This is a genomic window from Pseudomonas sp. No.117 (assembly GCF_054558395.1).
On record NZ_BAAJNP010000007.1, the window covers coordinates 416,879 to 437,772 of the forward strand.

A 20,894-nucleotide genomic window follows, 5' to 3' on the forward strand; every position below is an offset into this window, starting at 1 on the left:
ATGCGCTACCCCATCACCCCAGACGGACGCTATTTCGTGGTCAGGGGCCGGCTATGGCGCTGCACCGACCCCAGCCTGCCTGGCGACCGCCGCACGGCCCTGACCCACGACCTGATGGAGGCTCGTCGCCGGGTCGGCGTGGCCAAGCGCCAGGGGGATGAGGACGCCTTGCGCAACGCCCGCGCCGCCGTGGACGCCGCCAAGCACGCCCTGGGCGAGCGTGGCCCGGTCTGGTGGACGGACGGCGCTCCCGACTACAACCGCCGAATGGCCAAGAACACGCCCTACGCCGACTGGTATGGCCAACTCGACGCGGATGCCCAGGCTTCCTGAGCGGCGGCGGCGGGCGTAAGGTGAAAGGTCACGTCCTGTTGCGAGCACCGCTCTTGCGTATCCGTCCCGCCGTCGTCACCGACCTCGCCGCCCTCTGCACCCTGGCCGAACAACTCGCCGAACACCACCACGAGCAGGCGCCGGAGACCTTCGCCGCGCCCTCGGGCGGCTGGCGCGACCAGGACTATTGGGCGGCGCAGCTGGAACCCGAGGATGGCGTCCTGTTCGTCGCCGAGCAGCGCGACGAGCTGGTGGGCTTCGTCACCGCGCGCCTGTCCGATACCCGGGGGATTTCCTTCCTGCAACCGCTGGTGCTCTGCCGGATCGGCACCCTGGTGGTGGCCGCCAGCCACAGGGGCCAGGGCGTGGGCACCCGCCTGCTGGCCCAGGTGGAAGCCTGGGCCAAGGCCAACGACGCCGACGAACTGCGCCTGGAAGTCATGGAATTCAACCGGGACGCCCAGGCCTTCTATGCCCGGCAGGCGTTCCATGGGCAGTCGCGGATCCTGGCCAAGCCATTGCGCGACTGAGCCAGCCGGCGAACCTTACACAACTGTAATCGCACCCCCCGCAGCGCTATGCCAGAGTTGGCCCGGGTCGCCCAGTCCGCGCGGCCGTCCTGCTCCCTCGTCATCTGGAATAGCGCGCCATGCCTCGCCACCTGTCTCGTCGTACCTTCGTCAAGGGCCTGGCTGCCACCGGCGCGCTCGGTGGCCTCGGCCTGTGGCGCGCGCCGGCCTGGGCCACCCCTGGCCGCGACGACTTGACCGGCACTCACTTCGAACTGGCCATCGACGAGTTGCCGGTCAACATCACCGGCACGCCGCGTAAGGCCATGGCGATCAACGGCGGCCTGCCGGGTCCGCTGCTGCGCTTCAAGGAAGGCGATACCGTCACCCTGAGGGTGCGCAACCAGTTGACCGCCCCGACCTCCATCCACTGGCACGGCATCATCCTGCCGCCCAACATGGACGGGGTGCCGGGCCTGAGCTTCGCTGGTATCGAACCCGGCGGCAGCTATCTCTACCGCTTCACCCTCAAGCAGAACGGCACCTACTGGTATCACAGCCATTCGGGCTTCCAGGAGCAGCAGGGGGTCTATGGTCCCCTGGTCATCGAGGCCAAGGAACCCGAACCCTTCCAGTACGACCGGGATCTGGTGCTGATGCTCACCGACTGGACCGACGAAGATCCCGCGGCGCTCATGCGCACCCTGAAGAAGCAGGCCGACTACTACAACTTCCACAAGCGCACCCTGGGCGATTTCGTCGCCGACGTGGCGCAGGACGGCTGGGCGGCGACCCTGGCCGAACGCAAGATGTGGGCGGAAATGAAGATGAATCCTACCGACATCGCCGACGTCAGCGGTGCCACCTACACCTACCTGCTCAACGGCCAGGCGCCCGCGCGCAACTGGACCGGGCTGTTCCGCCCCGGCGAGAAACTACGGCTCCGATTCATCAACGGCTCGGCCATGAGCTACTTCGACATCCGCATCCCGGGGCTGAAGATGACGGTGGTCGCGGCGGACGGGCTGTATGTCGAGCCGGTCGAGGTCGAGGAATTTCGCATCGCGGTGGCGGAGACCTACGACGTCATCGTCGAGCCGGCGGCCGAGGCCTACACCGTCTTCGCCCAGGCCATGGATCGCACCGGCTATGCCCGCGGCACCCTGGCGGTACGCGAGGGCCTGGTCGCCCCCGTTCCGCCGCTGGATCCGCGGCCGCTGCTGAGCATGGCCGACATGGGCATGGCGCACGGCGGTCACGGCAATCACGAGATGGCGGCCATGGCGTCCGGCCATGAGGGACATGAGGGCCATGGCCAGGCGGCCAGTGGCGGCATGCAGGTCCAGAGCCATCCCGCCAGCGAGACCGGCAATCCCCTGGTGGACATGCAGGCGATGATGACCGCGCCCAAGCTCGACGACCCCGGCATCGGCCTGCGCGACAACGGTCGCCGGGTGCTGACCTACGCCGACCTGCGCAGCCGCTTCGAAGATCCGGATGGGCGCGAGCCGGGTCGTACCATCGAACTCCATCTCACCGGCCATATGGAGAAGTTCGCCTGGTCGTTCGACGGCATCAAGTTCTCCGATGCCGAACCCCTGCGCCTCACCTATGGCGAAAGGGTGAGGATCGTACTGGTGAACGACACCATGATGACCCACCCCATCCATCTGCACGGCCTCTGGAGCGATCTGGAAGACGAGCACGGCAACTTCCAGGTGCGCAAGCACACCATCGACATGCCGCCGGGCGCGCGCCGCAGCTATCGCGTCACCGCCGATGCCCTGGGGCGCTGGGCCTATCACTGTCACCTGCTCTATCACATGGAAATGGGCATGTTCCGTGAAGTCCGGGTGGAGGAATGACGCCATGAGCAGCCACGTTCGCCTGTGCCACCCCACCCCGCTGATCGCTACCGCCCTGCTGGTGCTGTCCGGCAACGCCTTCGCCGTCCAAGACCAGGATGGGATGCAGGGGATGGATCACGCCCAGATGCAGGGGATGGATCATTCCAAGATGCAGGGCATGGACCACTCCCAGATGCCAGGCATGGACCATTCCAAGATGCAGGGCATGGATCATTCCAAAATGCAGGGTATGGATCATTCCCAGATGCAGGGCATGGACCACGCCAAAGCCCCGGCGACCTCGCGCAGTCGCACGCCCATCCCGGCCCTGACCGACGCCGACCGGGCGGCGGTCTACCAGGGTGGCCACGGGCACGCCGTGCACGACAAGGCCCTGAACAGCCTGCTGCTGGTCGACCGGCTGGAATGGCAGGACGCCGCTGAAGGCAGCGCCCTGAATTGGGATCTCAAGGGTTGGGTCGGCGGCGATATCGACCGGCTGTGGTTGCGCTCGGAAGGCGAGCGCAGCCGCGGCGTCACCGAGGCGGCGGAACTCCAGACGCTTTGGGGCCATGCCATAAGCCCCTGGTGGGACGTGGTGGGCGGTCTCCGCCAGGATTTCAAACCCGGTCCGGCGCAGACCTGGGCCGCTCTCGGCCTGCAGGGACTGGCACTGTACAACGTCGAGGCCGAGGCCACCGCCTTCCTCGGCGAAGGCGGCCAGACCGCGCTGCGCCTGAAAGGCGAGTACGACCTCCTGCTGACCAATCGCCTGATCCTGCAGCCCTCCGTCGAGGTGGATCTCTACGGCCGGGATGATCCCCGCCGCGGCGTCGGCGCGGGGCTGGCGGAAACCGAAGCAGGCCTGCGCCTGCGCTACGAGATTCGCCGGGAATTCGCGCCCTATGTCGGCGTGACCTGGAATCGCAGCCATGGCGAGACCGCCCGCCTGGCGCGGGAGGAAGGCGCGGAGCGCAGCGATACACGGCTGGTGCTCGGCCTGCGCTTCTGGTTCTAGGGTTTTCTACTGCTCGCTCGGCTCATTCCCTACAAGGAGTTTCCATGTCCAATCCCCTGCTGCGGACGTTCGCCGTTCTCCTGCTATCGGGCCTGGGTGCCTCGGCCCTGGCCCACCCCAAGCTGCTCTCTGCCACCCCGGCCGACCGCAGCGAAGGCGCCGCCCCCGCGCGCATCGAATTGCACTTCTCCGAGAACCTGGTCAGCCAGTTCTCCGGCGCCAAGCTCAGCATGACCGCCATGCCCGGCATGGAGCACCCACCGATGCCGGTCAAGGCGACCGTCTCCGGCAGCGACGACCCCAAGGTCATGCTGATCACGCCCGCTGCGCCCCTGGCGGGCGGCAGCTACCGGGTCGATTGGCGCGCGGTCTCGGCGGATACCCATCCCGTGACCGGCAGCCTGACCTTCAAGATCCGCTGAGGTGACCGACCCCTGGAGTATCGCCCTCAGAGGCGGGCTGTACGCCGTGCTCATGGCGCTGCTCGGGCTGGCGCTGTTCGGCCTCTATGGCCTCGACCGCCCCGCGCGGCGCTCGGGCGTGGTCCTGCCGCTCACTCCGCTGCTGGCCACCTGCGCCGCGCTCGCCCTGCCGCTCTCGGCGCTCGCCCTGCTGCAGCTGGCCACGGTCTTGAGCGGGGCCAGTGCCTGGGCGGAGGCCTGGCCCCAGCTGCCGCTGGTGGCGACCCAGACCGCGGCGGGGGTGGCTAGCCTGGTACGGCTGGGGGCGCTGCTGGGCGTATTGCTCGCCTGCCTGGCCTACCGCCGCTCGCCGAGCGCCAGCCTGCTGGGCATCGCGGTGCTGGGCGCCACCGCCCTCGCCACCCTGGCCTGGGCGGGCCATGGCGTGATGGACGACGCCCCACGGCGCCTCTGGCACCTGGGCGCCACCCTGGTCCACCTCTGGGTATCCGCCGGCTGGTTGGGTGCCCTGCTCGCCTTCGCCTGGCTGCTGTTCCTCCGCCCGCCGATGGGTGGGCCGGCAACGCAGCCCCTGCGGCGCGCGTTGGCCGGCTTCGCGACGACCGGCACCTTGCTGGTGGCCCTGGCCGCGGCGACCGGCCTGGCCAAGTACCTGTTCATCGTCGGTCCGCGGCTGGCGCCGCTGCTGGAGGGTCGCTATGGCGCCCTGCTGCTCGGCAAGCTCGGCCTGTTCCTGGCCATGCTCGGCCTGGCGGCGCTCAATCGCTGGTGGCTGACGCCCGCCCTCGCTGTGACGCTGGACGGCCAGGCGCCAGCCCGGGCAGTCCGTCGGCTGCGGCTGAGCATCGGACTCGAATTGGCGGCCGCCCTTGGCATACTGGCGCTGGTCGCCTGGCTCGGCACGCTCGATCCGGATTCCCAGCCCTGATGCCGCTCCCCTGCTCATCCTCACTTTCCTTCCCTCGAGGCTTCCCGTGTCCTTGCTGATCGCCGAAGACGAGCCGAAGACCGGCATCTATCTGCAACAGGGCCTGCGTGAAGCGGGTTTCACCGTGGATCGCGTGACCTCCGGCAACGAGGCCCTGGATCTCGCCCTGAACCAGCCCTACGAGCTGGTGATCCTGGACGTGATGCTGCCCGGCCTGGACGGCTGGGAGATCATCCGGCGCCTGCGCGCGGCGGGCCGGACCTTTCCCGTGCTGTTCCTGACCGCGCGCGACGGTATCGAAGACCGGGTCAAGGGCCTCGAACTGGGTGGCGACGACTACCTGGTGAAGCCCTTCGCCTTCACCGAACTGCTGGCCCGCGTCCGGACCCTGCTGCGGCGCTCCGGAGGTGCGCCGCTCAACGTCACGCTGGGCGTCGGCGACCTGCAACTGGACCTGCTCAGCCGCCGGGCCAGCCGCGGCGGGCAGCGCATCCTCCTGACCAGCCGGGAACTCAAGCTGCTGGAGTTCTTCATGCGCCGGCGCGGCGAGGTGCTGTCCAAGTCCCTGATCGCCGCCGAGGTCTGGGACATGACCTTCGAGAGCGACACCAACGTCATCGAGGTGGCGATCCGACGCCTGCGGGCGAAGATCGACGACGACTTCCCGGTCAAGCTGCTGCACACCTGCCGCGGCCTCGGCTATCGCCTGGAGGCAGCCGAGGAATGTTGAAACCCGGGTCTCTCACCCTGCGCCTGAGCCTGCTGTTCATGGCCGCGGTCGCCTTGGTGCTGGTCGTCGTCGGGCTGGCCTTCGATGCCCTGAGTCGCCATCATTTCCATGCGCTGGATACCCAGACGCTGAATGACAAGCTGGCCGCCATCAACCGGATCGCTACGGAATCCGCGGCGGACCCGGAGGTCCTCCGCGCCCGCTGGCACACCCTCCTGGGCGCCCATCCGGACCTCACCGTGCTGGTGTTCGATGCGGCCGGTGCGCCCTATTTCGCCGAACCCGCCGGCGCCGCGCTGCCGGCGGTCGACCGCGAGCGCCAAGGCGACGGCAGCTGGGCCTGGGAGCAGGATCACCACCGCTACAAGGCGATCAGCGCGCCGCTGACCCTGGCGGCGGGCCAGCCCGCGCTGACCGTCTGGCTGCTGCTGGACGTCACCACCCATGCGCACTTCTTCGCCGTGCTGCAGCGCTGGTTCTGGATCGTGCTGGGCGCCAGCACCCTGCTCAGCGCCGCGCTGGGTTGGCTGGTCGCCCGCAACGGCCTCGAGCCGGTCAAGGCGGTCACCCAGACCGCCGCCTCCATCTCGGCAGGCTCGCTCAAACGCCAGATCCCGCTCGAACCCGTACCCGACGAATTGCGCGAGTTGATCATGGCGTTCAACGCCATGCTCGGCCGCCTGGACGATGCCTTCGGGCGCCTGTCCAACTTCTCGGCCGACATCGCCCACGAATTGCGGACGCCGATCAGCAACCTGCGGACCCATACCGAGGTAGTGCTGGCGCTCAAGCGCTCGCCCGAGGTCTACGAAGAGAATCTGCAGTCCAACCTGGAGGAGCTGAATCGGCTGTCGACCCTCATCGACCGCCTGTTGCTGCTGGCCAAGGCGGACCATGGCCTGATCGCCCTCGACCGCCAGTCCCTGGAACTGCAGCCCCTGGTGCAGAAGCTCTTCGACTACTACGAACTGCTCGCCGAGGACCAGGGCATCGAGCTGCATTTGACGGGCAACGGCCGGGTGCTTGGCGACAGCCTCATGATCCAGCAGGTGGTCGCCAACCTGCTGTCCAATGCGCTGCGCCACACCCCGGGCGGCGGGCGGATCTTCGTCAGCCTGACGGAGCGGGCGCAGGAGGTGGAGCTGGTGGTGGAAAACCCGGGGCGGACCATAGCGCCGGAACACCTCGAGCAGCTCTTCGATCGCTTCTACCGCGCCGATCCGGCGCGCCGGGAAGGCCAGGCCAACGCCGGGCTGGGCCTGGCCATCGCCCGCTCGCTGATGGACGCCCACGGTGGCCGCATCCACTGTACCTCTGCAGAAGGCCGCACCCGCTTCTGCCTGATCTTTCCCCGCCTGGCGCGGCGTCCTGCCGCCTCCTGAGCGGTGGCGCTAGACGCTTTCCCGGCTCACCAGCTCGAAGCCCAGATCCACCGCGGTCGGCTGGCTACGGCCATCGAGCAGCCCCAGCAGCAGGGTCGCCGCCTGGCGCCCCACCGCAGCTCGTGGCGTCTGGATGGAGGACAGCCGCGGCACCGTGTGCGCCGAGCCGGGCAGGTCGTTGAAGCCGATCACCGACAGCCGTTCGGGAATGGCGATGCCCAGGCGCTGGGCCTCGAACAGGGCGCCCTGGGCGAGGTCGTCGTTGCAGAAGAACAGGCCGTCGACATCGGGCCACCGCGCCAGCAGCTCGCGGAATTGCCGGGCGCCCAGCCCCACGGACGAGGGCTGGGCATCCAGCACGTCCAGGCTCGGGTCGTAGCAGCCCGCTTCGCGCAGTACCTCGCGAAAGCCCTCGCCTCGCGCCAGCGCCCGGGGATCGAGCTGGGCGGCGACATAGCCCAGTCGCCTACGGCCCGCGGCCAGCAGATGGCGCGCCGCCGCCGCCCCAGCCGCGTGCTGGGAAAAGCCCACGCTCGGCAGCTTGCCGGCCGGATCCAGCTCCATCATGTGCACCTGCGGCACGCCACTGGCCGCCAGCAGCTGGCGGGCGGTGTCGGTACGGTCGAAGCCGGTCAGCAACAGGCCCCGGGGCTGATAGGCCAGGTAGTTGCGGATCAGCTTCTCCTCTTCCTCGGGATCGTAGTGGTAGTTGCCGATCAGCACCTCCAGCCCCCTTGGCCGCAAGACCTCGTGGATGGCTTCAAGCGGCTCGATGAACAGGTGGTTGGAGAGCGAGGGCACCAGCACCACCACCGAGTGCCCCTGGGCCGAGGCCAGGGCGCGGGCGGCCGGGTTGGTGACGTAGCCGAGCTGGGCGGCGGCGTCCTGTACCCGGGTGACCAGTTCGGGCGCCACGGTGGCGACCCCGCGCAGGACGCGGGAGGCGGTAATGGGGGAAACACCGGCCTGGAGCGCCACCTCGGTGAGGGTGGGCCGACCGGAACTACGAGAACCCGTTCGCTTCATTGTTATGGTTTCAGGCTTGTCAGAGACGGAGAACGCGCCTAAGGTAGCGCTGTCTCACCAGACACTACAAGCCTGACATGCGCTCCCGGAGCCCTCAGGCATTCGGCCCTAACAAGATCGACAAGAACTGGAAGCCGCTACCCTTTCGCCGTTTCGGGGTAGCGCTATCTCAGACCGGAGGTGACGATGAACACTCCCATTCCCGCACTGGTGGTCATGGGCGTCGCAGGCTGCGGCAAGAGCAGCGTCGGCGCTGCCATCGCCGAGCAGGACGCCGGCCGCCTGATCGAAGGCGACGCCTTCCACCCCCCAGCCAACATCGCCAAGATGAGCGCTGGCATCCCCCTCGACGACGCGGACCGCGCCGGCTGGCTGGTCCGCCTCGGCGAGGAACTGGCCGCCGCCGTGGCCGCCGGGGAACGCCCGGTGCTCACCTGCTCCGCGCTCAAGCGCCGCTACCGCGACCAGCTGCGCCAAGCCGTGCCCGGCCTCGGCTTCGTCTTCCTCGAACTGACCCGCGAGACCGCCGCCCAGCGCGTCGCCAATCGCCCGGGCCACTTCATGCCCGCCAGCCTGATCGACAGCCAGTTCGCCGCCCTGGAGGCGCCGCACGGTGAACCGGCTACGCTGGTAGTGGACGCCCGCGACCCGCTGGCCGCCATCGGCGCGCAGGTCTCGGCCTGGTGGACCACCTCGGCCCAGCTGGCGCAGCCGGCCTGACAAGACAGCGCTACCTGCTTCAACCAACCCAAACGCCCACAACAACAATAGGAGAGGCGCCATGTTCGGCATGGACCACAACAGCTTCCTTCTGCTCGACGCCCTGGTCACCATCATTGGCCTGGTGCTCTTGATCACCAAGTTCAAGGTCCATCCCTTCATCGCCCTGACCATCGCCTCCGGCTTCCTCGGCCTGACCTCCGGCATGCCGGTGGAAAAGGTCATGAAATCCTTCCAGGACGGCTTCGGCGGCGTGCTCGGCTTCGTCGGCATCCTGCTCGGCCTCGGCACCATGCTCGGCAAGCTGATGGCCGATTCCGGCGGCGCCGACCAGATCGCCCAGACGCTGATCCGCGCCTTCGGCATCAAGCGGGTGCACTGGGCGATGATGTTCGCCGCCTTCCTGGTGGGCATCCCGCTGTTCTTCGAGATCGGCTTCGTGCTGCTGGCGCCGCTGGTGTTCATCGTCGCCCGCCGGACCGGGCTGTCGCTGGTCAAGCTGGGCATCCCGCTGCTGGCCGGGCTGTCCGCCGTGCACGGCCTGGTGCCGCCACACCCGGGTCCGCTGCTGGCGGTCGGGGTGTTCGGCGCCGACATCGGCAAGACCATCTTCTACGGCCTGATCGTCGGCCTGCCCACCGCCATGATCGCCGGCCCGATCTTCGGTGCCTGGATCTCCAAGCGCATTCCCGGTTCGGCCAACCCCGAACTGGTCGCCCAGATCGCCCAGGAAACCGATAACCGCAACCTGCCGGGCTTCGGCATCACCATCTTCACCGTGCTGCTGCCGGTGATCCTGATGCTGCTCAAGGCCTTCGCCGACATCTTCTTCGCCGCCGACAACCACTTCCGCATCTGGATGGACTTCATCGGCCACCCCATCACCGCCCTGCTCGCCGCCCTGCTGCTGAGCTTCTACAGCTTCGGCACCGCCTGCGGCTTTTCCCGCGAGAAGATCGTCAAGCTGCTCGACCAGAGCCTGGCGCCGGTGGCGGCCATCGTGCTGATCGTCGGTGCCGGTGGTGGTTTCAAGCAGATGCTGGTGGCCAGTGGCGTCGGTGAGGTGATCGGCAACCTGGCGGTGCAGACGCAGATCTCGCCGATCCTGCTGACCTGGCTAGTGGCGGCGGTGATCCGCGTGGCCACCGGTTCCGCCACCGTGGCGACCATCACCGGCGCCGGCATCGTCGCCCCCGTGGTGGCCCTGGTCCCCGGCGTGAACAAGGAGCTGCTGGTGCTGGCCGCCGGCGCCGGGTCGGTGATCCTCTCCCACGTCAACGACGCCGGTTTCTGGCTGGTGAAGCAGTATTTCAACATGACCGTGGCCGAGACCTTCAAGACCTGGTCGATGATGGAAACCATCCTCTCGGTGGTGGGCCTGGCCTTCATCATGCTGTTGTCGCTGTTCGTCTGATCCGCTATGCCGGGATGGCCCCGGGCCGTCCCGCCTCCACTACGAAACTCGCCCGGGTGCCGCGCTCGGCATCCGGGCGGGTGCGGTCACTGATGGTGCGCAGGTCCACCTGCAATCTGTCTCGCGTCAACTCCAGCGCCAGGTAGCCGCGCTGCCGGCTGTCGAACAGGCGCACCTGAGGATTTTCCGGCAACAGCGCCTGAAAGCGTGCGTAATCCGGCCCGTTCGAGGTGATGGAGGTGCCGACGAATTCGCTCGCCACCACCGGGCTGCGCTCGTCCTCCGGATCGCGGTGCAGGTCGGTCACCCAGAACGAATGGATGTCCCCGCCCAGGGTCACCGGATTGGCCAGGCGGCTGTCGGCCATGGCGGCGAGCAGGCGCTCGCGGGTGGCCGGATAGCCGTCCCAGCCATCGGTCCAGCGCGCCGGGTCGCCATTGGGCAGGCGTTGCCGCAGGGGCGCCAGCAGCAGGTCCTGGGCGACCAGATTCCATCGCGTACCGTTCTGGCGAAAGCCCTCCATCAGCCAGCGCTCCTGGGCCTGACCGAGCATGCTGCGCCCGGCTTCACGCAAACCCGGACAATCCGGCGCGACCAGATGGCCACCGCGGGTGCGCGGCGTCGCGCAGGCCGGCTCGCTGCGGTACTGGCGGCCATCGAGCAGATGGATCTCGGCCAGGTCGCCGAAGCGCCAACGATCATAGAGCCGGGTCGCCGCGCCCTGGGTACGCCAGGCCCGCAGCGGGGCATGCTCGCGAAAGGCCTGGTAGGCCGCCTGGCGTCTTATGGCGAAGGCCGCCAGGGTCACACCGGGATCGGCAGACCAGGCGCCGGAATAGTCGTTCTGCACCTCGTGGTCGTCCCAGGTCAGCAGGCTGGTGACGTTGGCATGCAGGTACTGCAGGTCGGGGTCGGTCCGGTACAGCGCATGGCGCCGCCGATAGCCGGCCAGGTCCTGGGCTTCCGGCAGGCCATGGCGGCGCACGGCGGGCAGGTGCAGGGGCACGTTGGACTCATAGATGTAGTCGCCGAGGAATAGCGCCAGGTCCGGCTGCTCGTCGGCCATGTACCGATAGGCGCTGAAGAAACCCTTCTCGTAGTGGGAGCAGGAGGCAGCCACCAGCTTCAGGCGTTGCAATGCACTGGTCGGCGGCGGCAGGGTAGTCGCCCGGCCGATACGGCTCTGATGCCCGAGGGCGGTGAAGCGATACCAGTAGGGTCGGCCTGGCGCCAGTCCGGTCAGGGTAACCGCAAGGCTGAACGCCGTGAGCGGCAGCGCCATGACTCTGCCACGCTGCACGACCTGGCGCAGGCCCGGGTCGAGCGCCACCTCCCACTCAGCCTCGACCGGATGGCGCAGCCCACCCAGGCCGTCCAGCGCCAGGGGATCGGGTGCCAGGCGGGTCCAGATGACCAGGCCATCGGCCGTCGGGTCGCCACTGGCGACGCCGAGAGTGAAGGGATCAGGCTGGGGCTCGCGCGCGCTGCAGCCGGCGAACCAGGGCGTGCCCAGGCCCATACCCAGCAGGCCCAGCGCCTGGCGTCTCGAGGTGTTCATCCAGGCCTCCGTACGCAGAGGCCCAGGTTAAGGCAGGCAGGTGACAGGCCGATGTCGTTCGGCTCACGCCAGCGGCAGTTCTTCCAGGATCATGACCTGCGGAGCCTCGACCAGCAGGCCGTCCAGATCGCTCAGCAGCTGCTTGAAATGGGCGGTCTGCTCGTGCTCGGCCAGGGCCTCGCGACTGGCCCAGCGCTCGATGAAGACGTAGCGTCCTTCGTGGCTGGGATCCTGGTGCGGCGTATAGAAGTGGCAGGCCGCCTCAGCGCGCGAGGGCGCGACGATGGCGCGCAGCGCTTTCTCGACGGCCGCGGCCTGGCCGGGCTGCGCCTGGAGGATGGCGACGACACGAATTTCGGTGGTCATGCAGGGACTCCTGATGGGCGTTTCAGCATGCCGCCCTCGACGAATGAATGCCAGGGGCCGAAGGCTCGATCCCTGGCGCTGGCCTTATTGCTTGGCCTTGACGATCTTGGCGATGACGCCATTGCTGCGCTTGATCAGGACGTAGTCGGCACCGATTTTGACCCACTGGCTGTCTTCGCCCGGCTGCTCCAGCCCGTGCTTCTTCCAGTCCTTGATCACGTAGTCGTCGCGAATGTACTTGCGGGGTGCCCGGCCGCCCTCTTCCAGTTCAAAGGTAGGATGATCGGGATCGTGGGTGACGGCGTCGTCGCTCTGGCTGGTGTCCTTCTTGTTCACCTTGTTCTGGTACTGGGCGCTGGTGGGCTCCGATGCCTGCTTGTTGGCGTCGGGCTTGACCGGGGTCATGGCTTCGGGAGCGGCCTGCGCGGTCAGGGCGCCGCCCAGCACGACGGTACCCAGCACCAGGGAGAGCAGCGATTGTTTGATCATGGGGTGTATCTCCTCTGCGTTCGAGGTTTGGACCCCCGCCCCAGGGAAAAAGCTCCACAGATACATACAGCGCCTGGCTCAGGCGGGCTAGCGGTCCTCGTCGGTCTTCACCAGCGTCAGCACCAGCGGGCGCTGGCGCGAGCGTCCGGAGGAAAAGGCGTCCAGCGAGCAACTGAGCCGATAGGCCTGCTGGGTGAGCTGCCAGGTTTCCTGGCGCAACGTGAGGAAGTTGAGGAAATAGCGCTGGTGCTGACGCTTGGCCAGACTGCCCCGTTCGAGCAGGCGGCGCGCCTCGGCCATCGCCATGATGTGGTTATCGATCACGTCCTTCATGCAACGACTTCCTCGTACCCGTGACTAGCCTGGAACCGGTCTTTTCCCGACTGTAGCAGCCTCCTCGGGTGGGCGACGGCAATCGCCTGACTTTTTTATCGAGCCGCGTCGGACTGGCAGATGCCGGGGTGGCTCAGGCAGAGTAGTCCACCCCTGGCCAGGAACTCGGATTCATGGAACGCTGGAAGCTGCTCGCCGGCCTGGTGAGCTTCACCTTTTTCATGGAAAACCTGGACGCCACGGTGATCGCCACGGCCCTGCCGGAGATGGCGGCGGCCTTCGGGCGTGACCCGGTGGATCTCAACCTCGGCATCAGTGCCTACCTGCTGGCCATCGCCGTCGGCATCCCGGTGAGCGGCTGGATCGCCGAGCGCTTCGGCCCCCGTCCGGTCTTTACTCTGGCTATTGGCCTCTTCACCCTGGCTTCGCTGCTCTGTGGCCTGGCGCCATCCCTGGAGCTGTTCATCGCCGCCCGCATCCTCCAGGGCCTGGGGGGCGCCCTGATGGTACCGGTGGGCCGCCTGGTGGTCCTGCAGGTGACGGAGAAGCACGAATTGGTGCGGGCCATCGCCCTCATCACCTGGCCGGGGCTGGTGGCCCCCGTCCTCGGCCCGCCGCTGGGCGGCCTGATTACCACCTATGCCGACTGGCGCTGGATCTTCTACCTAAACCTGCCGCTGGGGCTGATCGCCCTGCTGCTGGCCTGGCGCCTGGTTCCCGCGGACCTGCCGACCCAGCGCCATCCCCTGGACTGGCGGGGCTTCCTGCTGCTGGGTAGTGCCTGCGTCGCCTTCATGTGGGGCGTCGAGCGGCTCGGCCAGAACCAGGGCAGCCTGGGTAGCAACCTGGCCTGGATGGGTATTGGCCTGATCCTCGGCACCAAGGCGGTGCGTCATATGGCGCGCATCGACCGGCCGCTGATCGATTTTGGCACACTGCGCATCGCGACCTATCGCGCCTCCATCCTCGGCGGCGGGTTGTTCCGGGTCACCATCGCCACCGCCCCCTTCCTGCTCCCCCTGATGTTCCAGCTCGCCTTCGGCCTGGATGCCTTCCAGGCCGGACTGCTGCTGTTGGCACTGTTCGCCGGCAACCTGGCGGCCAAGCCGTTCACCACCGCGGCCATGCGGCGCTTCGGCCTGCGCCGCATCCTGACCCTCAATGGCCTGCTCAGTGCCCTCAGCCTGCTGGCCTGTGGCCTGCTCACGCCAGCCTGGCCCTTGCCGCTGATCATGCTGCTGCTGTTCGCCAGCGGCGTCTTCCGCTCCATGCAGTTCACCGCCAGCAACGCCCTGGCCTTCGCCGACATCCCCAAGGCCCGACTGGCCCATGCGTCCACGCTGTTCAGCACCAATTTCCAGCTGGCCATGGGCCTTGGCGTGGCCCTCGCCGCCCTGCTGTTACGCGCCGCCATGGAGTGGCACGGCCACCTCGATCCACAGCTGTCGGACTTTCGGCTAGCCTTTTGCATAGTGGCCGTGCTCGGCATCCTGAGCACCCTGGATGCCTTCTGCCTGACACGCGATGCAGGCGCCTCGGTCAGCGGCCACAGCCCGAAAAGCTGACCGACCGGACAGTGCTCGATTCGATGCCGATTTGGGGGTAAGCCTTAGCGTCTTACCTGTGTTAACTGACCTGTTATGATGCGCGCCGTTTTTTCCGATCAGACCGGCGCGCACGAGGCATCCCATGCTGGAAAGACTCTTCCAACTCAAGGCCCACAACACCTCTGTCCGCACCGAGCTGCTGGCAGGCGTGACCACCTTCCTGGCCATGGCCTACATCCTGTTCGTCAACCCGAGCATCCTCGGCGCGACCGGCATGGACAAGGGCGCGATCTTCGTCGCCACCTGTCTCGCCGCGGCCATCGGCTCGGCGCTCATGGGCATGATCGCCAACTACCCGATCGCCCTGGCCCCCGGCATGGGCCTCAACGCCTTCTTCACCTACACCGTGGTGCTGCACCTGGGCCACAGCTGGCAGGTGGCCCTCGGCGCCGTGTTCCTCTCGGCACTGATGTTCTTCCTGCTGTCGATCTTTCGCATCCGCGAGTGGATCATCAACAGCATCCCCCTGCCGCTGCGCTCGGGCATCGCCGCCGGCATCGGCCTGTTCCTGGCGCTGATCGCGCTGCAGACCGCCGGTATCGTGGTGGGCAACCCGGCGACCCTGGTCGGCCTGGGCGACCTGTCCAAGCCCGGTCCGCTGCTGGCCATCCTCGGCTTCTTCCTGATCGTCGTCCTCGAGGCGCGCAAGATCACCGGTGCGGTGCTGATCGGCATCCTGGCGGTCACCGTCATCGCCATCGCCCTGCGCGTGACGCCCTTCGGCGGCATCCTGTCGATGCCGCCGTCGCTGGCACCGACCTTCCTGCAGCTGGACATCAAGGGCGCCCTGGACGTCGGCCTGATCAGCGTGATCTTCGCCTTCCTGTTCGTCGACCTGTTCGACAACTCCGGCACCCTGATCGGCGTGGCCAAGCGCGCCGGCCTGATGGGCAAGGACGGCCACCTGCCGAAGATGGGCCGCGCCCTGATCGCCGACAGCTCCGCTGCCATGTTCGGCTCGCTGCTGGGCACCTCCACCACCACCAGCTACATCGAGTCCGCCGCGGGCGTCTCGGCCGGTGGCCGTACCGGCCTCACCGCCCTGGTGGTCGCCGTGCTGTTCCTGCTGGCGCTGTTCTTCTCGCCCCTGGCGGGTAGCGTCCCGGCCTTCGCCACCGCCCCGGCGCTGTTCTTCATCGCCGTGCTGATGACCTCGGGCCTGGCCGAGATCGAATGGGACGACCTGACCACCGCCGCCCCGGTGCTGGTCACCGCCCTGGCCATGCCGCTGACCTACTCCATCGCCAACGGCATCGCCTTCGGCTTCATCGCCTGGACCGTCATCAAGCTGCTCTCCGGCCGCACCCGCGAGCTGAATTCGGCGCTGATCGTCCTGTCGATCCTGTTCGTCATCAAGCTGGGCTGGTTCAACGCCTGACCCCTCCCCTCGGGGTCCCGGCCCCGAGGGTTTTCCCGCCGTGATACCGGCTCGCAGATCGAACAGCTCGTGGCTCACCCGCCCAGCTTGGGCAGCCTGGTCGGCATGTCCATCCGCCCCATGTAAACTTGCATGCGAGCTCGCTCCTCCTCTTCAGCCATTTTCGCGAGGCCGCTCGGGCTTGGTTGGTCTCTCGCTCACGAGACGTTGAACCGGCTCCTGGCGCCCGCCCGGATCTATCCATGTCCCAACCCTCCTTCGTTCCTGCCGACTACCAGACCCAGCTCGATGCCAAGGCCGCCCGCCTGCGCGAGTTGCTGACGCCCTTCCAGGCGCCCGAGCCCGAGGTATTCGCCTCGCCCTTGCAGCACTACCGGCTGCGCGCCGAATTCCGGCTCTGGCGGGAAAACGAGGAACGCCACTACGCCATGTTCGCCCCGGGCGACAAGCACACGCCGATCCTCATCGAGGACTTCCCCATCGCCAGCCAGCGCATCAATGAGCTGATGCCGCGCCTCAAGGCCGGTTGGCAGGCGGACGTGGCGCTCTCGTTCAAGCTGTTCCAGGTGGAATTCCTCACCACCCTGGCCGGCGATGCCCTCATCACCCTGGCCTACCACCGTCCACTGGACGCCGCCTGGCAGGCCGCTGCCGAGCGCCTGGCCGCCGACCTCGGCGTCAGCCTGATCGGCCGCTCGCGCGGGCAGCGCCTGGTGATCGGCCGCGATCATGTGATCGAAGAACTGGAAGTAGCCGGCCGGCGCTATAGCTACCTGCAACCCGAGGGCGGCTTCACCCAGCCCAACGGCACGGTCAACCAGAAGATGCTGACCTGGGCCCACATCGCCCTGGGCGAGCGCGGGGACGATCTGCTGGAGCTCTACTGCGGCAACGGCAACTTCACCCTGCCGCTGGCCAGCCGGGTGCGCCAGGTGCTGGCCACCGAGGTGAGCAAGACCTCGGTCAACGCCGCCCTGCACAACCTGGCCAGCAATGGCGTGGACAACGTCACCCTGGTGCGTCTCTCCGCCGAGGAGCTGACCCAGGCGCTCAACGAGGTACGGCCCTTCCGCCGCCTGGCGGGCGTGGATCTCAAGAGCTACGACTTCGGCACCGTCTTCGTCGACCCGCCGCGCGCCGGCATGGACCCGGACACCTGCGAGCTGACCCGCCGCTTCGAACGCATCCTCTACATTTCCTGCAACCCGGAGACCCTGGCCGAGAACATCGCCCAGCTCCAGGATACCCACCGCATCACCCGCTGCGCCCTGTTCGACCAGTTCCCCTGGACGCACCACATGGAAAGCGGGGTGTTGCTGGAACGGCGGTGAGGCCTGGGCGATAGGAGCAACCGTCTTTAGCGCGGCCCTGGCGGTCCGCCGATGCGGCCGCTCCTATAAGATATCCAGCTGCAGTAGGAGCGGCCCATGGCCGCGATTGGCGGTCGCATCAGCAGACCGCCAGGGTCGCGACCACCCTACGACGGCCATCCGCGTGGAAAAGGCCGTGCCGTTTTCCACCCTACACCTGAGCCCCGCCGTGACGCCCCCTCTCCCTGCGGGAGAGGGCCGGGGTGAGGGCAATCGCTACTCGTGAAACTCCGCCACCGTCTCGCGTCGACCATAGAGGAAGGCGTCGGCCACGTGCCGTAGCGGCGCCACGTCCACGTCGGAGCGGTTCTGCGCCACCAGCTCGGCGAAGCGGGCATAGAGGCCGGCGTATTCCTCGTCCGGGCCCTGGTGGGTCAGCTCGCCATCCAGATACAGCTCGCTGCCGCCCTTGCTCAGGGTCAGGCGACCGGCCTCGGTATCGACGTGGATATCCCAGGTCTGGGGACCGGTCTGCAGGAAGTCGAAGTGGGCGGCGATGGGCACCCCGGCGCTGTCGACGAAGGCCAGCTGCGCCGCCACCGGGGTCTGGCAATTGCCCGGCACCTGCAGGGTCGCCTCCTTGAGAAAGAACGGCCGCGGCAGGATGGCGGTGACGATGGACAGGGCATTGATGCCCGGATCGAAGACGCCCATGCCACCTGGCTCCCAGATCCAAGCCTGACCGGGGTGCCAGACGCGTACGTCTTCCTTCCATTCGATGCGCACCGCCTGGATGCGCTTGCCTTCCAGCCACTCCCGCGCCGGCTGCACGCCCTGGGCATGCCGCGAATGCCAGGTGGCGAACAGCGACAGCCCCGCTGTCTCGGCCTGGCGCGCCAGGGCGTCCACTTCGCTCAGGGTCGCACCCGGCGGTTTTTCCAGCATCACGTGCTTGCCCGCGGCCAGGGCCTCGCGCGCCTGTTCGTAGCGCACCGCCGCGGGGGCGCAGAGGGACACGGCATCGATGGCCGGGCCGTCTTCGAGCAGGGCGCTCAGGCTGGGATAGTGGGCGACGCCGTCGAGCTGGGCGTTGCGGCTGGCCACGGCGACCAGCTCGTACTCGGGGTTGGCGGCGAGCGCCGGCAGGTGCTGGTCACGGGCGATCTTGCCCAAACCGACGATGGCTATTCTTATCATGATCGTCCTCGGTAGACGGTGGGAGTCCGTCGCCTAGGATCGGGCAATCATCACACCAAAGCAACAGCTTCGCGGTCAGGCTGCAGGCTCTCGCGCAACTCCAGCCAGCTGCGCAGATTGGCGCCCTCGCGGCCCTTGCGCCACATCAGCCAGGTGGTGGTCCGGGCGAAACGCGCCTGGATCTCGTGCCGCTGCACCCGCTCGCGGCCGGGCAGGCTGTCGAGCATGGACTCCGGCATCAAGGCCACCCCACCGGTGATCACGCAGGCCAGCATGCTGTGGTAGGACTCGATCTCCATGACCGGCCCGCTGGGCACCCCGGCCGCGGCGTACCAGGTGTCCAGGTAGCGACGATAGGAGCAGCCAGCGCGAAAGCCGAACACCGGGCGCCCGGCCACGTCGGCCGGCGAACGCACCGGACCGAGTTCCAGGCCGGTGATCAGCACCAGCCGCTCCTCGAACCAGGGCTGGCCTTCCAGCGCCGCATCGGGCGCCGGGCCGTCCACCAGGGCAGCATCCAGCCGACCGGCCAGCAGGCCTTCCACCAGTTCGCCGCTGGGTCCGCTGTGCACCTGCAGATTCACCTTGGGATGGCGCTGGTGATAACGCGCCAACAGCCCCGGCAGATGGATGGCGGCGGTGCTGAACATCGAACCGAGTACGAAGGTGCCCGCCGGCTCGCCATCCTGTACCGCGCTGCGCGCCTCGTCGGCCAGAGCGAACAACCGGTGGGCGTAGTCCAGCAGGCGATGGCCGGCGGCGGTCAGGTGCAGCCGCTGGCGCTCGCGCAGGAACAGCTCCACGCCGAGCTTTTCCTCCAACTGGCGCAGGCGTGTGGAGAGGTTGGACGGTACCCGGTTGAGCCGCTCGGCGGCCCGCACCAGGGAGCCCTCTTCGGCCACTGTCTGGAAGATTCTTAGCTCGGCGAACTCCATGATTGGCACCTTTCTGTTTAGCTGAACATCTATTTCTCTATTATTCGTTTTTATTGATCAACTTCAAGGCCTAGGCTGTCACCATTCACTCTTGTCCGGAGTCTTCTCGATGACCGCCACCACCCGCCTGCTGGCCTGCCTGCTGGCCCTGGCCACCGCCATGGGGATCGGCCGCTTCGCCCTCACCCCCGCCCTGCCCCACCTGATCGCCGAAGGCCAGATCGATCTCACCGGCGCCAGCCTGCTGGCCGCCGCCAACTACCTGGGCTATCTGCTCGGCGCCCTGGACGCCCTCTTCGCCCGCCGTACCCATGCGCGCCTGGTGGGCGGTCTCTGGCTGTGCGCCGGCCTGACCCTGGCCTCGCTGCTGGCCGACGGCCTGGCGGCCCAGGCCCTGCTGCGCTTTGGGACCGGCCTCGCCAGCGCCTGGGTGCTGGTCATGGTCACCGGCCTGAGCCAGCCGCTGGCCGCCGAAGCCGGACGGCCGCGCCTGGGTGCCCTGGTCTTCACCGGGCCGGGCGTGGGCATCCTGGTCAGCGGCCTGATGGCCCTGGTCAGCAATCGCCTGGGGGGTGGTTCCAGCCAGCTGTGGCTGAGCTATGGCCTGCTGGCCAGCGTCGCCACCCTGGCGCTGCTGCCCCTGCTGCCGCGCCGGGGCCCCGCCACCCCGCTGCCCACCGCCGCCACGGCACCGGCCAGGCGTTCGCCAGCCTTCAATCGCTTGATCCTGGCCTACGGCCTGGTCGGTGTCGGCTACATCCTGCCGGCCACCTTCCTGTCGCAGATGGCCGCCAGCCGCTTCCATGGCCAATGGCAGGCCGATCTCTTCTGGCCCGGCTACGGCCTGGCCGCGGCCTTGGGGGTGGTGCTGGTGAGCCTGCGCCGTCCGGGCACCGACACCCGTCGCTGGCTGATCGCTACGCTCTGGCTGCAGGCCACCGGCGTGCTGCTCTGCCTGCTGCCAGGCAGCCTGGCGCTGTTCCTCGGTGTGCTGCTCTGCGGTGGGCCCTTCCTCGCCTGCATGCAGCTGGTGATGCAGCTCGGACGGGAACTGGCACCGACCACCCCGCAACGCAATGCCGGGGTGCTCACCGCCAGCTTCGCCAGCGGCCAGCTGCTCGGTCCGCTGCTCGGTGCGGCCAGTAGCCACTTCGCCGGCGACCTGCAGCCGGCCCTGGTGGTCGCCGCGCTGGGACTGCTGGTGGCCGGCCTGCAACTGCGCCGCTCCACCTCGGCCCTGCACCGCTGCCTCGCCTGAATCGTTTCCGCTGTGACCATTCGTCACAGTTGGCGAAGACGGCCGCGCCTTGTTTTGAAATGTTTCGTCATTCCTGAGTACAGTTGCGGCTGCGCCTCATGAGGAGGCGCTTCAGGCGCTCGCCACCCACCCTT

The 20,894-nt window shown here is 67.9% G+C and carries 21 protein-coding genes; 14 read left to right on the forward strand and 7 right to left on the reverse strand.

All coding sequences use genetic code 11. The features are described 5' to 3' along the window. From ACYJP6_RS19175 to ACYJP6_RS19210, 8 genes are all read left to right on the forward strand, one after another. Positions 1 to 333 (forward strand): hypothetical protein, encoded by a 333-nt coding sequence (locus tag ACYJP6_RS19175; protein ID WP_459476829.1) that lies wholly within the window; start codon positions 1 to 3, stop codon positions 331 to 333. 20 nt (positions 334 to 353) lie between these two features. Beyond that, positions 354 to 863: an N-acetyltransferase family protein gene (locus tag ACYJP6_RS19180; RefSeq protein WP_459476831.1), complete on the forward strand. Its 510-nt coding sequence runs from the start codon at positions 354 to 356 to the stop codon at positions 861 to 863. A gap of 119 nt (positions 864 to 982) precedes the next feature. Then, entirely contained in the window at positions 983 to 2,707 is a 1,725-nt protein-coding gene (locus ACYJP6_RS19185) for a copper resistance system multicopper oxidase (RefSeq protein WP_459476833.1), read from the forward strand. Positions 2,708 to 2,819: 112 nt separating this feature from the next. Beyond that, positions 2,820 to 3,707, forward strand: a complete 888-nt coding sequence (locus tag ACYJP6_RS19190; protein ID WP_459476889.1) for a copper resistance protein B — start codon at positions 2,820 to 2,822, stop codon at positions 3,705 to 3,707. 44 nt (positions 3,708 to 3,751) lie between these two features. Beyond that, on the forward strand, positions 3,752 to 4,129 hold the full coding sequence (gene copC, locus ACYJP6_RS19195) for a copper homeostasis periplasmic binding protein CopC (RefSeq protein ID WP_459476835.1): 378 nt from the start codon (positions 3,752 to 3,754) through the stop codon (positions 4,127 to 4,129). Between the two features lies 1 nt (position 4,130). After that, positions 4,131 to 5,057, forward strand: coding sequence for a copper homeostasis membrane protein CopD (gene copD, locus ACYJP6_RS19200; RefSeq protein WP_459476836.1), 927 nt, complete (start codon positions 4,131 to 4,133; stop codon positions 5,055 to 5,057). Between the two features lie 46 nt (positions 5,058 to 5,103). Next, positions 5,104 to 5,787: a heavy metal response regulator transcription factor gene (locus ACYJP6_RS19205; protein ID WP_459476838.1), complete on the forward strand. Its 684-nt coding sequence runs from the start codon at positions 5,104 to 5,106 to the stop codon at positions 5,785 to 5,787. After that, positions 5,784 to 7,169 carry a heavy metal sensor histidine kinase gene (locus ACYJP6_RS19210; RefSeq protein WP_459476891.1) on the forward strand — a complete coding sequence of 462 codons (1,386 nt, stop codon included), beginning with the start codon at positions 5,784 to 5,786 and terminating at the stop codon, positions 7,167 to 7,169. Before ACYJP6_RS19205 ends, ACYJP6_RS19210 begins: the two co-directional genes overlap by 4 nt. Before the next feature lie 9 nt (positions 7,170 to 7,178). Here the strand turns inward: ACYJP6_RS19210 and gntR are convergent, their stop codons facing one another. Beyond that, complete coding sequence (gntR, locus tag ACYJP6_RS19215) at positions 7,179 to 8,195, reverse strand: HTH-type transcriptional regulator GntR (protein ID WP_459476840.1); 1,017 nt, start codon at positions 8,193 to 8,195, stop codon at positions 7,179 to 7,181. Between the two features lie 186 nt (positions 8,196 to 8,381). On the opposite strand from gntR, the gene ACYJP6_RS19220 reads away from it, so the two are divergent. Beyond that, complete coding sequence (locus tag ACYJP6_RS19220) at positions 8,382 to 8,915, forward strand: gluconokinase (protein ID WP_459476842.1); 534 nt, start codon at positions 8,382 to 8,384, stop codon at positions 8,913 to 8,915. Positions 8,916 to 8,976: 61 nt separating this feature from the next. After that, positions 8,977 to 10,329, forward strand: coding sequence for a GntP family permease (locus tag ACYJP6_RS19225; RefSeq protein ID WP_459476844.1), 1,353 nt, complete (start codon positions 8,977 to 8,979; stop codon positions 10,327 to 10,329). A 4-nt stretch (positions 10,330 to 10,333) separates the two neighbouring features. Here the strand turns inward: ACYJP6_RS19225 and ACYJP6_RS19230 are convergent, their stop codons facing one another. The 4 genes from ACYJP6_RS19230 to ACYJP6_RS19245 all read right to left on the reverse strand — a co-directional run bounded on the left by ACYJP6_RS19230 (position 10,334) and on the right by ACYJP6_RS19245 (position 13,075). Next, positions 10,334 to 11,887 (reverse strand): alkaline phosphatase D family protein, encoded by a 1,554-nt coding sequence (locus ACYJP6_RS19230; protein ID WP_459476846.1) that lies wholly within the window; start codon positions 11,885 to 11,887, stop codon positions 10,334 to 10,336. 63 nt (positions 11,888 to 11,950) lie between these two features. Then, positions 11,951 to 12,253, reverse strand: coding sequence for a putative quinol monooxygenase (locus tag ACYJP6_RS19235; RefSeq protein ID WP_459476848.1), 303 nt, complete (start codon positions 12,251 to 12,253; stop codon positions 11,951 to 11,953). Between the two features lie 84 nt (positions 12,254 to 12,337). Next, complete coding sequence (locus ACYJP6_RS19240; protein WP_459476850.1) at positions 12,338 to 12,742, reverse strand: RcnB family protein; 405 nt, start codon at positions 12,740 to 12,742, stop codon at positions 12,338 to 12,340. An 87-nt stretch (positions 12,743 to 12,829) separates the two neighbouring features. Next, positions 12,830 to 13,075, reverse strand: a complete 246-nt coding sequence (locus tag ACYJP6_RS19245; protein ID WP_459476852.1) for a hypothetical protein — start codon at positions 13,073 to 13,075, stop codon at positions 12,830 to 12,832. Positions 13,076 to 13,248: 173 nt separating this feature from the next. On the opposite strand from ACYJP6_RS19245, the gene ACYJP6_RS19250 reads away from it, so the two are divergent. The 3 genes from ACYJP6_RS19250 (at position 13,249) to trmA (ending at position 17,391) form a co-directional block, all read left to right on the forward strand. Then, positions 13,249 to 14,640 (forward strand): DHA2 family efflux MFS transporter permease subunit, encoded by a 1,392-nt coding sequence (locus tag ACYJP6_RS19250; protein WP_459476854.1) that lies wholly within the window; start codon positions 13,249 to 13,251, stop codon positions 14,638 to 14,640. Positions 14,641 to 14,764: 124 nt separating this feature from the next. Further along, positions 14,765 to 16,060: an NCS2 family permease gene (locus ACYJP6_RS19255; protein WP_459476856.1), complete on the forward strand. Its 1,296-nt coding sequence runs from the start codon at positions 14,765 to 14,767 to the stop codon at positions 16,058 to 16,060. A 242-nt stretch (positions 16,061 to 16,302) separates the two neighbouring features. Continuing rightward, entirely contained in the window at positions 16,303 to 17,391 is a 1,089-nt protein-coding gene (gene trmA / locus ACYJP6_RS19260; protein ID WP_459476858.1) for a tRNA (uridine(54)-C5)-methyltransferase TrmA, read from the forward strand. A 255-nt stretch (positions 17,392 to 17,646) separates the two neighbouring features. Here trmA and ACYJP6_RS19265 read toward each other — a convergent pair whose 3' ends face one another. Both ACYJP6_RS19265 and ptrR read right to left on the reverse strand, forming a co-directional pair. Further along, positions 17,647 to 18,567: a Gfo/Idh/MocA family protein gene (locus ACYJP6_RS19265; protein WP_459476860.1), complete on the reverse strand. Its 921-nt coding sequence runs from the start codon at positions 18,565 to 18,567 to the stop codon at positions 17,647 to 17,649. Positions 18,568 to 18,617: 50 nt separating this feature from the next. Further along, positions 18,618 to 19,502 carry a putrescine utilization regulator PtrR gene (gene ptrR, locus ACYJP6_RS19270; protein WP_459476862.1) on the reverse strand — a complete coding sequence of 295 codons (885 nt, stop codon included), beginning with the start codon at positions 19,500 to 19,502 and terminating at the stop codon, positions 18,618 to 18,620. A 109-nt stretch (positions 19,503 to 19,611) separates the two neighbouring features. Between ptrR and ACYJP6_RS19275 the strand changes: the two genes are divergently transcribed. Further along, positions 19,612 to 20,760 carry a YbfB/YjiJ family MFS transporter gene (locus ACYJP6_RS19275; protein ID WP_459476864.1) on the forward strand — a complete coding sequence of 383 codons (1,149 nt, stop codon included), beginning with the start codon at positions 19,612 to 19,614 and terminating at the stop codon, positions 20,758 to 20,760. Positions 20,761 to 20,894 lie beyond the last annotated feature (134 nt).

What these genes read in the sequence shown, in the direction of transcription:
- ACYJP6_RS19255 (WP_459476856.1), top strand. Translation starts at nt 14,765, where the DNA reads ATGCTGGAAAGACTCTTCCAACTCAAGGCCCACAACACCTCTGTCCGC.
- ACYJP6_RS19190 (WP_459476889.1), top strand. Translation starts at nt 2,820, where the DNA reads ATGGATCACGCCCAGATGCAGGGGATGGATCATTCCAAGATGCAGGGC.
- ACYJP6_RS19225 (WP_459476844.1), top strand. Translation starts at nt 8,977, where the DNA reads ATGTTCGGCATGGACCACAACAGCTTCCTTCTGCTCGACGCCCTGGTC.
- ACYJP6_RS19250 (WP_459476854.1), top strand. Translation starts at nt 13,249, where the DNA reads ATGGAACGCTGGAAGCTGCTCGCCGGCCTGGTGAGCTTCACCTTTTTC.
- ACYJP6_RS19245 (WP_459476852.1), bottom strand. Translation starts at nt 13,075, where the DNA reads ATGAAGGACGTGATCGATAACCACATCATGGCGATGGCCGAGGCGCGC.
- ACYJP6_RS19265 (WP_459476860.1), bottom strand. Translation starts at nt 18,567, where the DNA reads ATGATAAGAATAGCCATCGTCGGTTTGGGCAAGATCGCCCGTGACCAG.
- ptrR (WP_459476862.1), bottom strand. Translation starts at nt 19,502, where the DNA reads ATGGAGTTCGCCGAGCTAAGAATCTTCCAGACAGTGGCCGAAGAGGGC.
- ACYJP6_RS19240 (WP_459476850.1), bottom strand. Translation starts at nt 12,742, where the DNA reads ATGATCAAACAATCGCTGCTCTCCCTGGTGCTGGGTACCGTCGTGCTG.
- ACYJP6_RS19175 (WP_459476829.1), top strand. Translation starts at nt 1, where the DNA reads ATGCGCTACCCCATCACCCCAGACGGACGCTATTTCGTGGTCAGGGGC.
- ACYJP6_RS19230 (WP_459476846.1), bottom strand. Translation starts at nt 11,887, where the DNA reads ATGAACACCTCGAGACGCCAGGCGCTGGGCCTGCTGGGTATGGGCCTG.
- trmA (WP_459476858.1), top strand. Translation starts at nt 16,303, where the DNA reads ATGTCCCAACCCTCCTTCGTTCCTGCCGACTACCAGACCCAGCTCGAT.
- ACYJP6_RS19220 (WP_459476842.1), top strand. Translation starts at nt 8,382, where the DNA reads ATGAACACTCCCATTCCCGCACTGGTGGTCATGGGCGTCGCAGGCTGC.
- ACYJP6_RS19275 (WP_459476864.1), top strand. Translation starts at nt 19,612, where the DNA reads ATGACCGCCACCACCCGCCTGCTGGCCTGCCTGCTGGCCCTGGCCACC.
- ACYJP6_RS19235 (WP_459476848.1), bottom strand. Translation starts at nt 12,253, where the DNA reads ATGACCACCGAAATTCGTGTCGTCGCCATCCTCCAGGCGCAGCCCGGC.
- copC (WP_459476835.1), top strand. Translation starts at nt 3,752, where the DNA reads ATGTCCAATCCCCTGCTGCGGACGTTCGCCGTTCTCCTGCTATCGGGC.
- gntR (WP_459476840.1), bottom strand. Translation starts at nt 8,195, where the DNA reads ATGAAGCGAACGGGTTCTCGTAGTTCCGGTCGGCCCACCCTCACCGAG.
- ACYJP6_RS19185 (WP_459476833.1), top strand. Translation starts at nt 983, where the DNA reads ATGCCTCGCCACCTGTCTCGTCGTACCTTCGTCAAGGGCCTGGCTGCC.